We start from the raw sequence: 14,144 nt of genomic DNA on the forward strand, positions 1-14,144 counted from the left end.
ACCCCATGCATATAAAACAGAATGATTGCTTATTTAACAACGCTAAATAGCAATATTATAAAATATATGTTTATTTTTAATCATTTATTAACTAATGTTTATAAGCGTACATTAACAGTTGAATAATTTAAGGAAATATAAGCCTCCCATGCCGCAAAAAAGTCTTTCAACAAAGTTACTCACTCGGGTTTTATCAGTTTATTTTATACTGACCTTTGTGGTGACCTGCGGGCAAATTTTCGCAGAGTACGTCAATACTAAAGATTACATACGCAATGAACTTGGCACATTACAAAAGACCTTTGGTAGAAGTTTAACCAGAGCAATTTGGGAGCTAAATATAAAGCAAACCATCACAACCGCCGAAGGATTACTCGATATACCTATGGTTGAGGGGGTTATTATTCGTGACGATAATGGCGCTATTATTTCTCAATTAGGCCGCGCGCTAAATATTCACAATCTTTACAGTCAGCAACTTGTGCAAGAAGATGTCATGGTAGAGGACACCAAAGCCGGTTTATTTGGCTATACATTCCCACTTATTTTTGAGTTTTCAGGACGAGCAACGCAAGTAGGCGATGTTACTTTATTTTCTAGTCGCGATGTAATTTTTAGTCGCATTATGCTCTCTATCTACTTTTTGATTGGTAATGCCATGATTAAAACAACCTTTTTAATCATCTTATTTTTAATTGCATTTAGAAAGTTACTCACCGAGCCCCTTACTCAATTAACCGAGCAAATTGAATACCTTGAGTTAGAAGAGCTTGATGGTCAACAGGTTAAAATAGTCACCGATGAAAATAACGAGCTTAAAGTAATGGAACGCTCTTTTAACAATCTGATTTCGAAGGTTGTTGAGTATAAAAAAGAGTTAAAACAAACTCAGCATGACCTAATTGAAAGCAATCAAAAACTGGATCAACAAAACTTACAACTTGAACAGGATGTTGCGCGTAAAACATCAAATTTAAGCCAAGCAATGATCGATCTGCAACAACAAAAATATGAACTAGAGCGACAAAAAGCAGTTTTAACAGAAGAAGTCGATTTACGAAAGCAAACCGAACAAGAACTGTTAAGCAAACAAACTCAGCTACAAAGCTCGCTCGATGAATTAAGCTTTGCGCAAGAGCAACTGGTTGGCTCAGAAAAAATGGCGGTATTAGGCGGCTTAGTGGCGGGGATCACTCATGAAATTAATACCCCTATTGGCATTGGCGTTACTGCCACCTCTTTTCTACAAGAGCGATTAACCGAAATAGAAACTGCGTATAAAAATAAATCATTATCGTCTGCGTCGTTAGAAGGCTTTATTAATGATGCAGCGCAAAGCGCTCAACTGCTCTCTCACAACTTAGAACGTGCCTCAGATTTAATAACCAGCTTTAAACAAATTGCGGTAGATCAGGCCAGTGAAGCCCTAAGAACAATTAACTTTAAAGACTACATCAACGAAGTTATACGCTCTTTGCACCCACAAATTAAAAAAACATCTCACAGCATTCGCCTACATTGCCCAGATGATTTAATTATTAACTTACCTGCGGGAGTCATTAGCCAAATATTTACGAACCTAATTATGAACTCATTAGTGCATGGTTTTGAAAATATAAACAGCGGCCAAATTACCATAGATGTGAATACTGATGAAAACGACCTCATCATTAATTATCAAGATAACGGTTTAGGTTTAAAACCGGCTCAACTAAAGCGTTTATTTGACCCATTTTTTACCACCAAGCGTGATGAGGGTGGCAGCGGCTTAGGTGCCCATATTATTTTTAATCTAGTAAAACAAGCGCTCAATGGTAAAATTGAAGTAAGTAGTGAGCCCGGGCAAGGGTTACACTACCGTATTTCGTTCCCTAAAAACATGTCATCTCCCCTGCCACTTTTTAAACTCGATTAAGCTAAATCAGCCGTTTCTAGAAGCGGCTTTTATTGCTATGATTGCACAAATTTTTTAAATGGATCATTCCCCTATGTGGTTTAGTAACCTTATATGCTATCGCTTTAAACAAGACGTTTCATACACACAAGAAGACTTTGATAAGGCATTAGAGCAAGATCTATTTCGTCCTTGTACTGGCCAAGAGTTGGCAACATTTGGTTGGACAAAAGCATTTGGTAAACATGGTGAAACTCTTTCTCATTTCTCACAAAAAAGTATTTTAGTGTGCGCTAAGCGTGAAGAAAAAGTATTACCAGCCTCGGTAATAAATGAGCTGGTAGCAGAAAAAGTTGATCAGATTGAAGCCGAAGAAAATCGCCCAGTAAAGAAAAAAGAAAAAGATGAATTAAAAGAAAACATCTTACACACCTTATTGCCACAAGCATTTAAAAAATCGAGCTTGCAGTTTGCTTTTATAGACCAAGAAAATGGGTGGGTGGTAGTTAATAGTGCAAGCTTTAATAAAGCAGAGGAACTACTTGCTCTATTACGTAAATCATTAGGGACATTACCCGTTGTTCCTGCGTTTGCTAATTATGATTTAGACGTATTTTTAACTGACTGGCTTACTAACTTTAGTACTCCAGAGGGCTTTGCAATTGGATCAGACGCTGAACTTGAAGAAGCTGATGACAGTGGCGCCCAGGTAAAGCTTAAAGGCCATGACCTATCGTGTGACGAAGTGAAGTCGCACCTTGAAAGTGGTAAGCGCGTTACTAAGCTTGCCCTTGATTGGCAAGAGCGCGTTAAATTTATGCTACAAAACGATGGCTCAATTAAACGTTTAAGCTATTCAGAAACACTTAAAGAAGAAAATGCCGATATTCCTAAAGAAGATATGGCGGTTAAACTAGATGCTGATTTTATTCTTGCATCTGAAGAAATTAAGCAATTGCTAGAAGAGCTTACACAGGGCTTAGGTGATGCTGAAGATTTAGCGTAAAAGCTTTATAAAATAGTATTACAACTAAAAAGCACGATTAAATCGTGCTTTTTATTGCTCAAAAATTTAGCTAAACATTTTTTTTACGTCTTCAACCATATGCCAGTATTCCTCACTCTCTAACATTTCTAATGAAAGAAAAATGCCTTTATCAATATAGGTTTGTAGCGCCGCAGATTTATCTGATACTTGTAGGGTTCCCTCAAGGATTGCACCAATGCGAATAAAGTCGATATAACTCACTTCAGCAGTACGATGATTCACATCTGCCCAGTGCTGTGCAACCTCTACAAACACATCAGGGAATTCCCATGCTTTCATTATTGAGCCACCAATTTTACCGCTTAAACGTTGAATTGCATGCGCCAAAAAACTCGGATTGGCAAACACTTCTGGGTGTCGCTCAGCCTCAGTTAAAATCGGTAACACCCCAATATTATAAACCAATGAAGCTAGTGTAATGGCATCACGGTTAAGCGAAGTGTGAGTATTTCTTTTTAAGTAAAACTCCATTAATGAAATAGAGTGCGAGGCCACATGCAGCGTTTTATGCCACGCCTTTCCCATGTAACCTTTTATTAACTCGTTGTTAGATACAAATAACTGCTCCATTGCAATGGCTGTAGCAATATTTTTTATTTGCCTAAGCCCAATGCGTGTAACAGCTTGGTGCAAGTTAGACACCTTTACAGCTCGGCCCATAATTGCACTATTTGCGACTTTGATCATCCGCGCTGACAATGCAGGATCATGTGCTATCACATCTGACATTTGCATCAAATTAACATCGGGGTTATCTGCGGCTTGGCGAACCTTAATCACTACCTCAGGTAACGTAGGCAACACCAGTGTGTCGTTGTTAATTCTGTCAACTAAAATAGTGAGTAAGGCATTTTCTGTAGACATAAAATATCCCTTTGCTTAATGACCTACACTTTACAGCAAGTCTTATATTATTAATTATTTCAAAGCTTAGTAGTATTAAACATATACCTAAAATAAAAAGAATTGTAGATAATTATTGATTATTTACCAGCGCCCCCTCATGAGTGCACTCTCGCCCCCTCATGAGTGCACTCTAACGTCTAATACTTGCTATTTGCTAGTATGTTTTGCTTTAATGCAAACATGCTAAGGCACACTAATACTCATTCAGTACCTTAATTTACAGTATACAAGTTATAAAATAGACTTTTTAAAGGCAAAATAATGAACTTAAATAAAATTAGCCAAGCAATACTGCTCTCTGGCATCGTTTTTCTTAGTGCCTGCTCTGAGCAAGCACCGTCTTCAAACAATACGCCGCAAAGCTCAGCGCCAACGGCTTCTCAAGCGCCTTCAGGGCCAACACTCGTTAATATTGACCGTCAACGCTTAGACATATACACAGACTTTAGCTTACAAAGCGATTTGTCACACTTATCTGATAACCAAAAAGCCATGGTTGCCAAGCTTATTGATGCTTCAAAAATTATGGACGATTTATTTTGGAAACAAGCATTTGGTGAAGATAAACAAAGCTTTTTAGCACAATTAGATGATGAAAAAGTACGTCAGTTTGCAGATATAAACTACGGCCCATGGGATCGCTTAAATGGCGATGAAGTATTTTTATCTGGCTATAAAGAAAAGCCGCTTGGGGCAGGTTTTTATCCGGCCGACATCACCAAAGAAGAGCTTAATAACGCTGATGTAAAAGATAAAACAGGGCTTTACTCACTTATTAAACGCGATGAACTAGGTAATTTATACAGCACGCCTTATTCAGAAGAATATGCCGTAGAACTTGCCCAAGCAGCTAAGTTACTTAGAGACGCTAGCAAATTAGCTGACGACAAAGAATTTGCCAACTACCTAAACTTACGAGCTGACGCAATACAAAGCGATGACTTCCAAGCCTCTGACTTTGCTTGGATGGATATGAAAAATAATCCTATCGATGTTGTTATTGGCCCAATTGAAAACTACGAAGACCAATTATTTGGTTACCGTGCTGCCTATGAATCGTATGTACTAATTAAAGATTTAAAATGGAGCGAGCGCCTGGCTAAATTTGCTGCCTTTTTACCTGAGCTGCAAAAAGGCTTACCTGTTGATAGCAAGTACAAGCAAGAAGTACCAGGATCAGATGCTGACTTAAATGCCTACGATGTTGTTTATTATGCTGGGCACTCAAATGCCGGCAGTAAAACCATTGCAATTAACTTACCCAATGATGAGCAAGTGCAGCTAGAAAAAGGCACACGTCGCTTACAGCTTAAAAATGCAATGCGAGCGAAGTTTGATAAAATTTTAGTCCCTATCGCAGAGCAGTTAATTGTGCCAGAGCAACGTAAACACATTACCTTTGATGCATTTTTTGCTAATACTATGTTCCATGAAGTAGCTCACGGTTTAGGAATTAAAAACACCATAACGGGTAAAGGTACTGTTCGCCAATCACTTCAAGAGCACGCTAGCGCCTTGGAAGAAGGTAAAGCCGATATTCTTGGTTTATACATGGTTGAACAGTTACTTAAAAAAGGTGAAATCACCGAAGGTACATTAGAAGATTACTACACCACTTTTATGGCGGGTATTTTCCGCTCAGTGCGCTTTGGTGCATCAAGTGCACATGGTAAAGCAAATATGATCCGCTTTAACTTTTTTGCTCAAGAAGGTGCCTTCTCTAAAAATGAAGACGGCTTGTATAGCATCAACATGGATAAAATGGGCGACGCTATGGCTAAATTATCGCGCCTTATTTTAACCCTACAAGGTGACGGTGATTACGAAAAAGTTGATCAACTGATTGCAACTCATGGCGATATTAAAGCGGAACTAGCTAAAGATTTAGAAAAGTTAAGCAAAGCGAACATCCCTGTAGATGTTACCTTCAAACAAGGTAAAGAGGTACTTGGCCTTAATTAATAAAAACCAACCACATAAAAAAAGCGTTACACTGTAACGCTTTTTTATTATTTAAATTATTTATCACTCATCACTTTACGAACAACCGGCTCAAGGCTTGCCATTCCCCACTGCTTACCGGTTTCAATCGCAGACTCTATATCAGCACCTTGTTGATGGGCTGAAATAGCCATTAGCGCACCAACACGATTACTGCTCGCACAATGAACAACCACTGACTCACCTTTAAGTTCTTCTAAAAGGCTAGCTAATCGTTTTGCATTGTCGATGTTTACATCTTGTGCACCTGCAATCTCAATTGCGTGATAGCTCATTCCTAAAGAATTGACTAATGCCCCTTCATCCCAGTCTTGCTCATCTGCTGCACGTAAATTAATAACATGCTTAACATTAGCTTGCGACAATTGCTTAAACTGTGCATCACTGGGCTGGGCTGCTGAAAAAACCAAGTTGTTATGTGCTGCAAAGTTTTTAATATTAGCGTTATTTACCACATCTATAACTACAGGTTGCTCACTGGCTATCACTGTTGATACTGCAACTGCAGCAATAAATACACTTGTACAGAGTTGTTTGATTAATTTCATACTATCCCCTCAAAGTAACTCATTTTGATTTTTAAAAATGCGCTTTTAATTGCTCTATCTGCTCATGAGTATAAGGCACACTCGGAAACTTGCCCCATACAGGCGCAGGCCATGCAATATCTGTTTTAAAACGCGCTATATGATGAATGTGTAATTGCGGCACCATATTACCCAATGCGGCTACATTTAACTTATCAGGATTAAACACCTCCATTAACAAATGACTGAGTTTCGCTGACTCGTGTAAATAAGTAATTTGTTGCTGCTCGGTTAAATCAATAATCTCTTTTAAGCCCGCTATTCTGGGGACCAATACAAACCAAGGATATTGGCTGTCGTTTAATAGCAACACCTTACAAAGTGGCCAATCAGCCAGTTCAATACAATCTCTTTTCAGTTCAGGTGCTAAGGTAAATGATGTTTTGCTCATGTTAAAGTCCTTAGATTATTTTACCGCACACTTTATAGCATTTAGTTGCAGTTGCACACGCTTGTGCTTTACCATCGAGATAATTTTATGTAAGTAAAGGCAATCCTGTGTTAAAAAAACTAAAACATCTCTCACTGGCAATTCCCCTACTCGCGGGCGCATTAAGCGCAGAAGCTGAGCCGCTAACGCTTGAGCGTATATTTGATGATCCGAGCTTAGCAGGCAAATCTCCGGTACAACTTAAGTTTTCGCCTGATGGTAGCCGAGTTACCTACTTACAAGGTAAAACCGATGACTATAACCGCTACGATTTATGGGAATATAATTTAAAAGATAATACCAACCGGTTGTTAGTTGATTCGGCGCAGTTATTTTCAGGCCCAGAAAATCTCTCCGATGAAGAAAAAGCACGCCGCGAACGCCAACGTATTTTTGGAAAAGGTATCCTTGAATATAAATGGTCAAAAGATGGGAAAGCACTGTTATTCCCTCTTAATGGCGATCTTTATTACTATGACTTAGATGCTAAAAATAGTAAAAAGCTGACTAACACAGACGCATTTGAAACCGATGCGCGTTTCTCTCCAAAAGGAAATTTCGTATCCTTTATCCGAGAGCAAAACCTATATGCACTAGAGCTGGCTTCAGGTAAAGAAATTCAGTTAAGTAAAGATGGCGGTGGCGTAATTAAAAACGGCATGGCCGAATTTGTGGCGCAAGAAGAAATGAGCCGTATGACCGGTTATTGGTGGGCAAATGATGAATCTAAAATCGCCTTTACTCGCGTTGATGAAAGCCCTGTTCAAGAAGCGATTCGTAACGAAATTTATGCTGATGAAGTAAAACTATTTAACCAGCGTTATCCATTTACTGGCACCAATAATGTTGACATTCAACTTGGGGTGGTAAAGCTTAATGATCAAGCAGTTGACTGGATTGACTTAGGCGACGATAAAGATATTTATATTGCCCGCGCTAAGTGGCTAAACGACAGCAATACGCTCTCTTATCAATGGCAAAACCGCTCGCAACATAGCTTAGAATTACGTTTTTACAACACTAAAACAAAACAGCAAACCGTTGCTTTAACTGAAAAAAGTGATACCTGGATCAACTTGCATTTTGACCTTGAATTTTTAAAAGATAAAAAGCATTTTGTATGGGCCTCAGAGCGCGATGGATTTAAGCACCTTTATTTATATCGTAATAACGGCCAACTTATCCGCCAGATTACCGCAGGTGATTGGGTCGTAGATAGCCTAAAAGGGATAGATGAAAAAAATGGCGTTGTTTACTTTGCTGCACGTAAAGATACCCCGCTAGAGAGCCATTTATACAGTGCGCCTTTATTTAAAAAAGGGGCTATGAAGCGCATTACTGAAAAAGGCCAATACCATAATGTCGTTCTAGCGAAAGATAATAAAACTTTCATTGATAATAGCTCATCGGTTAATAAGCCAAATTCAGCTGCACTGCGCAAAATTAATGGTGAGTTTATTACGTGGCTTGAAGAGAATAAGCTTGATGACTCTCACCCACTTACCCCGTATCTAACTGATTTAGCCCAGCCCGAATACGGAACAATTACCGCTGAAGACGGCCAAATTATGCATTACCGTTTATTTAAACCAGCAAATATGGCAAAAGGTAAAAAGCATCCGGTTATTGTCAACGTTTACGGTGGTCCTCATGCTCAGCGAGTAACCAATAGCTGGCGCAGTAAAAATTTATATTTTCAATACATGGCGCAACAAGGTTATGTAATTTTTCAACTTGATAACCGAGGCTCTTACAATCGCGGTAAGAAGTTTGAAGATGCAATTTATAAGCACTTAGGCGTTGTAGAGGTGGCGGATCAAATCAAAGGCGTTGAGTTTTTACGTACTCTTGATTACGTAGACCCTGCTCGCATAGGCATATACGGCCACAGCTACGGTGGTTATATGGCGCTAATGACCATGTTTAAAGCAGGCGATTACTTCAGCGCGGGTGTATCTGGTGCTCCGGTTACCGACTGGGCTCTATACGACACCCATTATACCGAGCGCTATTTGGGTCACCCTGATACTAATGCCCAAGGCTATATCGACAGTGCGGTGTTCCCATACGCTGAAGGCTTAAAAGGCCCATTAATGATTTACCATGGTATGGCCGATGACAACGTATTATTTACCCATGCCACTAAATTGTTTAAACAGCTGCAAGATAACAATCAACAGTTTGAAATGATGACTTACCCGGGCTCAAAACATAGCCTTCGCGGTAAACAAGTTCAAACTCATTTACATCAAACTATAACAAACTTCTTTAACCGTAATTTTAATACAAAGTAACTAAAATTGGGTTAATTATTCGACTAAAGGCTGATACAAGTATCAGCCTTTTTTTATGCAGATAAGCTATATTGAAACGTCAACAAACAATAATTAAATTCATTATAAGCACCCGTTAAATAAAAGTTCGGCCTATCCTTTTTATTGTATTTACGCAAACTAGTTAACAAAGAGAGTATTAAAAATACAATATAAGGAAAATAAAACCGTATTAGCCTATATTTTAACTATGCTTATTTAAGAGAAATAATGCTCTAATACGGGAACATGCATATGCCAAACCTCCGTCGTTTTACTATATTTCAACGTTTAGCCATTTTAGTAGGGATTGTAATTTTTGGTTTAATTGTATTGAGTATTTCGAGTTTAAGTAATCAATATAAATCGCTTAAAAATGAGCAATATCTAAAAACAAAAAATGTGGTGGAAACTGCTTATAGCATCATTACACACTACGCAGCGCTTGAACAAAGTCAAACACTCACTCGTGCACAAGCACAATCTCAAGCGATGGCCTCAATACGCTCATTGCGTTACGATGATACTAACTATTTTTGGATCAACAATTATCAGCCAACCATGGTAATGCATCCAATTAAACCAGCCCTTGAAGGGAAAGATTTAACGAATAATAAAGACCCTGATGGCACCCCTTTATTTGTTGAAATGGTTGATGTTGTTAAAAAATCAGGCGAAGGCTATGTGCCTTACAAGTGGCCAAAACCCGGCAGCGACAAACCCGTAGATAAAATTGCGTATGTAAAAGGCTTTAATCAGTGGCAATGGATCATCGGCTCGGGCGTTTACCTCGATACTATAGACAGTGCCTTTTCGCAGCAACGTACTATTATCGTTATCAATGTAATGATTATGCTCGTCGTTGTCGTACTTTTTAGCTACTTTATTGGTCACAGTATTTTAACGCCGACCCGTTTAGCAGCAGAAATGATGAAAGATATCTCTCAAGGTGAGGGGGATTTAACTCGTACTCTTAACGAAAATGGCAATGATGAAATATCTCAACTGTCGAGATCATTTAATTTATTTGTCTCTAAAATTAGGGAGTCTTTGGTGTTGGTTGCCAAAAGCGCAAACGATGTAAACGAGCATGCCCATGCAGTCGATGATTCTAGCAAAACCAGCCAGTCGTTTATTGAGCTTCAAAACGACAGTAGCAGCCAAGTAGCCGCGGCAATGGAGCAAATGACTCATCAAATTCATGATGTTAGCCGTAATGCCGAAGCTGCTGAGCAAGCCGCAAATGATGCTGCTAGTAATGCATCAACGGGTAAAAATGTAGTGTCGAAAACCATTACCGCCATTGAAACCCTCTCTAGTAATATAGAAACTGTCAGCAAAGTGACCGCCGAACTTGCTCAAGAGAGTAATAATATTGGCTCGGTACTTGATGTTATTAGAAGCATTGCTGAACAAACCAATCTGTTAGCGCTAAACGCAGCTATTGAAGCTGCAAGAGCAGGTGAACATGGAAGAGGCTTTGCAGTTGTAGCCGACGAAGTAAGAACACTTGCCAGCCGGACAGGTAAAAGCACGGATGAAATTCAAGCTATGATAGCTAAGCTGCAAGAAGGGGCTAAAGCTGCAGTTGAAGCGGTAAAATCTAGCCAAGAGATTTCTATTTCTACGGTTGAACAAGCCTCTTCTGCTAATGCATCACTTGATGAAATAGACAGGCTGGTATCGGTGATCACCGATATGAACGGCCAAATTGCTCGCGCCACAGAGCAGCAAACATCAGCCGCAGACGAGGTGAATTTAAGAATTAATGATTTATCACAATCTACAAAGCAATCATTGGGTAACACTAAAGATTTAACTCGCGCTAGCGACAAACTCAAACAAAGCAGTGTTGAGTTATCAAGCGTGGTATCGCGCTTTAAGCTTAGTTAACCTTAACTCCGGATAATAAATATCTTTGACCAATTAAAAAGCCCTGATTTTCAGGGCTTTTTAAGATTATTTATAGAAAATTATAAACAATAGCGGGCAAATAAACTGCTAACTGACGCTGCAGTTGGTTTACCATGTTGCCAGTCGCCGCCTTCAACGCCACTACCAGCAATATCCATATGTACATAAGGAAGTGGTAAAGTAGATTCATTACCATGCTTATCTAATCCACCTACCACAGCTAAAAATGCCATAGGGAATTGATGGCCGCGCGCTGTGACAGCAGAAGCCGCATTATTACTAGAAAGCACATCGTCAGCTAAAGTGCGTGGTTTTATAAAATCATAATCTTCACGGCGTGAACGCGACACTTCAGCACCGTCAGCCCATAAATCACCACAATCGGCCAATTGGCGTGAAATATTAGCACTACGCGCTGGTCCATTCTCAACATATGCGCCATATGGTCCCATCGCGCGCGCAGCATGCCCTGTTAAAGTAGCCACTGTAAACAACGTTGGATTTATTTCGTTTTTAGCTAAATCTTTCATTTCGCTAAGTAAATCACCCATAGCTAAACGCCCTTCGGCATCGGTATTACCAATACGTACTCGCACACCTTCACGGCTAGTAATTATTTCATCAGGGACAAAACAATCTGAACCAATGGAGTTGCGTACAACCGCTAAAAAGGCAATCACTTTAACGCCTTTAGGCTGATAATCTGCTACAGCTTTCATAAATCCAGCAACCGAGGCCGCACCGCCTTTATCGCGGCTCATGCCCGCCATAAAACCACCGACTTTTAAATCTGCACCGCCCGTGTCATAGACTAAACCTTTACCAACAAACATCAGTGTTCGGGTTACTTCACCCTCAGGCACGTATTCAAGTTTAACAACGCGTGGATGATGGCGCTCTACCGCATACGACGCACGAGCAACGGTACTTAGCATGGGGTAATGCTTATCAATGGCAGCTAAATCATCAATCACATCAACGCTCACCGCACTATTTTCAAATAACTCACTACAGTAATCGGCAAAACGTGGGGGGGCCATGCGCTCAGGCTCGGTGCCACATAAATCACGTGCGGCATATTGCCCGGCAGCTAACGCATTGACTGCTTTAATTGTTTGCTCATTGGCATCAATTAAGCCTATTTGAGTAATAGGCTCAATACCTTGACCATGAAATTCACGCGCTTCTAGGGGTTGCCATAATGCTTGGCATGCGCCTAAGTAAGCCACTTCAAGAGCGTGTTGATAACGGCCATTTGTATTTAAAGCGGGTAAATAAATAGCAGGGTTAACACTACCTGATGCTTTTGCCTCATTAATGGCTAATTTGGCTGCATCAAAATAACGACGAACGTCATCATAATCTCTATTTAAAGGGCCTGTTGGCGCTAACACGACACGTTTACCGGCAATCACTAACAAGGTGACTTGGTTGCCGATGCGAGAGTCTACTTGGGCTTGGTCTAAAATTGCATCACGCAGTGGCGTATTTGGTAAATGAAAAAAGTCGTTGCTGATAATAATAAGTGCATCATGCGATGTACAATCTAGGCTTGCACTTACCGGCTTTGCCAGTACTGCTTTTGGATATGCCATAAAAAAGGATCCTGTTAGAAAACGTAGTCCCTATTATTATTTATTTAGCAATTTATAACCAGTGTACTGCGATAACCTGCTTACTTACTGGCAACTTGGAGTTACGCGTTTTACACATCTAAAATACTAAGCTGTAAATTATGCTCTGGTTGGTTTTTAATACCCACGCCAATTCCTAATAAGCGCACCGGTTGTTGTAATCCACGTTGATAGGCTTTGGCGAGTAACTCTTTAAAAATAGCCGTGTTTAATTGATGCGCAGCTTGATCTGCTGAGGTCACTACAAAATTAGCAAATTTAACTTTAACACTTAATTTATTAATTTTATGTTGTAGTTGCTGTTTATTTAATCGAACCACGAGTTCATCTAACAGTTGCGGTAATTGTTCAAGGCATTCATCTAGGCTGTTTTTGTTGTATTCATAAGTATGTTCCACACTCAATGACTTACGTACCCGCTCAGTTGAAACTCGCCCTATATGTTCACCCATGCACTTTTGATATAACGACACACCAAAATTACCCACATGCTGTTGCATCCAATTAGCCCCTTTTTCGCGCACATCTTGCCCCGTGTATAACCCTTTTAAATTAAGCTTTTCTAGAGTTACTTTACCCACTCCTGGAATTTTACCTAATGGCAATTGGGCTAAAAACGAGTCAACCTGCTCAGGCAATACCACAAATTGCCCATTAGGCTTATTTTCATCACTGGCTATTTTGGCAATAAACTTTATTGGGGCAATACCTGCAGATGCAGTCAGTCCTGTGGTATTAAAAATATCGGTACGAATTTGCTCTGCAATTAACGTTGCACTGCCCTTAAAAGCAGTACTGTGGCTCACATCTAAATATGCTTCATCAAGCGAAAGAGGTTCTACTAGGTCAGTATAGCGGTTAAAAATGGCGCGGATCTGTGTTGATACTTGTTTATAAACAGCCATTCTGCCAGGCACAATAACTAAGTCAGGGCAAAGCTGTTTGGCATGATAGTTAGACATAGCAGAGCGCACCCCATACTCTCTGGCAATATAGTTAGCGGTAGAGAGCACTCCACGGCGACTATTTCCGCCAATTGCCAGTGGTACGCTGGCAAGCTTAGGATTGTCGCGCATTTCTACGGCCGCATAAAAGCAGTCCATATCTATATGAATAAACTTTTTCATCACACAATAATAACTGTTTATTTATACAGCCATTATTGTGGAATCACTTTTAATTAGCAAGCATGTTATTGCTTAAAAAGAGCGTTTACTTTTCTTTGGCTTATTAAAACAATACATCCAAAATAAAATTTCTAAAGAAAAGCCTAATAAAATCAAAACAATTGCCCCAGCCTCATTACCCATAGCGTAACAAGTAAACGACGCTATAAAAACGGTGCATGCCAATAACCAATTAATTATATCCTGCATAGTTATCTCCTTGTGTGTTAATAGTTACTATAGCCATGAATT

The 14,144-nt window shown here is 39.6% G+C and carries 10 protein-coding genes; 5 read left to right on the plus strand and 5 right to left on the minus strand.

What is annotated here, in order from left to right; translation table 11 throughout:
* The first annotated feature begins 148 nt into the window (after positions 1-148).
* Positions 149-1,915 carry an ATP-binding protein gene (locus LOC50_RS10315; RefSeq protein ID WP_036979900.1) on the plus strand — a complete coding sequence of 589 codons (1,767 nt, stop codon included), beginning with the start codon at positions 149-151 and terminating at the stop codon, positions 1,913-1,915.
* A 73-nt stretch (positions 1,916-1,988) separates the two neighbouring features.
* On the plus strand, positions 1,989-2,900 hold the full coding sequence (gene rdgC / locus LOC50_RS10320; RefSeq protein WP_036979903.1) for a recombination-associated protein RdgC: 912 nt from the start codon (positions 1,989-1,991) through the stop codon (positions 2,898-2,900).
* Positions 2,901-2,966: 66 nt separating this feature from the next.
* Here rdgC and LOC50_RS10325 read toward each other — a convergent pair whose 3' ends face one another.
* Positions 2,967-3,806: an HDOD domain-containing protein gene (locus LOC50_RS10325; protein WP_250653172.1), complete on the minus strand. Its 840-nt coding sequence runs from the start codon at positions 3,804-3,806 to the stop codon at positions 2,967-2,969.
* A gap of 303 nt (positions 3,807-4,109) precedes the next feature.
* On the opposite strand from LOC50_RS10325, the gene LOC50_RS10330 reads away from it, so the two are divergent.
* The gene (locus LOC50_RS10330) at positions 4,110-5,810 is read left to right on the plus strand and encodes a DUF8614 domain-containing protein (protein ID WP_138626134.1); all 1,701 of its coding nucleotides are present in this window, start codon (positions 4,110-4,112) and stop codon (positions 5,808-5,810) included.
* Between the two features lie 56 nt (positions 5,811-5,866).
* Here LOC50_RS10330 and LOC50_RS10335 read toward each other — a convergent pair whose 3' ends face one another.
* Entirely contained in the window at positions 5,867-6,397 is a 531-nt protein-coding gene (locus LOC50_RS10335) for a protein tyrosine phosphatase family protein (protein ID WP_036979911.1), read from the minus strand.
* Positions 6,398-6,428: 31 nt separating this feature from the next.
* Positions 6,429-6,827: an HIT domain-containing protein gene (locus LOC50_RS10340; RefSeq protein ID WP_064664261.1), complete on the minus strand. Its 399-nt coding sequence runs from the start codon at positions 6,825-6,827 to the stop codon at positions 6,429-6,431.
* Positions 6,828-6,934: 107 nt separating this feature from the next.
* Between LOC50_RS10340 and LOC50_RS10345 the strand changes: the two genes are divergently transcribed.
* Both LOC50_RS10345 and LOC50_RS10350 read left to right on the plus strand, forming a co-directional pair.
* On the plus strand, positions 6,935-9,160 hold the full coding sequence (locus LOC50_RS10345; protein ID WP_069439227.1) for a S9 family peptidase: 2,226 nt from the start codon (positions 6,935-6,937) through the stop codon (positions 9,158-9,160).
* Positions 9,161-9,433: 273 nt separating this feature from the next.
* Positions 9,434-11,071: a methyl-accepting chemotaxis protein gene (locus LOC50_RS10350; RefSeq protein ID WP_076922085.1), complete on the plus strand. Its 1,638-nt coding sequence runs from the start codon at positions 9,434-9,436 to the stop codon at positions 11,069-11,071.
* An 80-nt stretch (positions 11,072-11,151) separates the two neighbouring features.
* Here LOC50_RS10350 and LOC50_RS10355 read toward each other — a convergent pair whose 3' ends face one another.
* The gene (locus tag LOC50_RS10355) at positions 11,152-12,687 is read right to left on the minus strand and encodes a M17 family metallopeptidase (RefSeq protein WP_250653173.1); all 1,536 of its coding nucleotides are present in this window, start codon (positions 12,685-12,687) and stop codon (positions 11,152-11,154) included.
* Positions 12,688-12,797: 110 nt separating this feature from the next.
* On the minus strand, positions 12,798-13,853 hold the full coding sequence (gene dinB / locus LOC50_RS10360; protein WP_033102619.1) for a DNA polymerase IV: 1,056 nt from the start codon (positions 13,851-13,853) through the stop codon (positions 12,798-12,800).
* Positions 13,854-14,144 lie beyond the last annotated feature (291 nt).

It is taken from the genome of Pseudoalteromonas sp. SCSIO 43095, from assembly GCF_023650455.1.
Classification (GTDB): Bacteria; Pseudomonadota; Gammaproteobacteria; order Enterobacterales; family Alteromonadaceae; genus Pseudoalteromonas; species Pseudoalteromonas tetraodonis.

Bases quoted from the DNA above. Each gene is read 5' to 3' on its own strand.
- LOC50_RS10330 (WP_138626134.1), top strand. From the start codon at position 4,110: ATGAACTTAAATAAAATTAGCCAAGCAATACTGCTCTCTGGCATCGTT.
- LOC50_RS10355 (WP_250653173.1), bottom strand. From the start codon at position 12,687: ATGGCATATCCAAAAGCAGTACTGGCAAAGCCGGTAAGTGCAAGCCTA.
- LOC50_RS10340 (WP_064664261.1), bottom strand. From the start codon at position 6,827: ATGAGCAAAACATCATTTACCTTAGCACCTGAACTGAAAAGAGATTGT.
- rdgC (WP_036979903.1), top strand. From the start codon at position 1,989: ATGTGGTTTAGTAACCTTATATGCTATCGCTTTAAACAAGACGTTTCA.
- LOC50_RS10325 (WP_250653172.1), bottom strand. From the start codon at position 3,806: ATGTCTACAGAAAATGCCTTACTCACTATTTTAGTTGACAGAATTAAC.
- LOC50_RS10350 (WP_076922085.1), top strand. From the start codon at position 9,434: ATGCCAAACCTCCGTCGTTTTACTATATTTCAACGTTTAGCCATTTTA.
- LOC50_RS10315 (WP_036979900.1), top strand. From the start codon at position 149: ATGCCGCAAAAAAGTCTTTCAACAAAGTTACTCACTCGGGTTTTATCA.
- dinB (WP_033102619.1), bottom strand. From the start codon at position 13,853: ATGAAAAAGTTTATTCATATAGATATGGACTGCTTTTATGCGGCCGTA.
- LOC50_RS10335 (WP_036979911.1), bottom strand. From the start codon at position 6,397: ATGAAATTAATCAAACAACTCTGTACAAGTGTATTTATTGCTGCAGTT.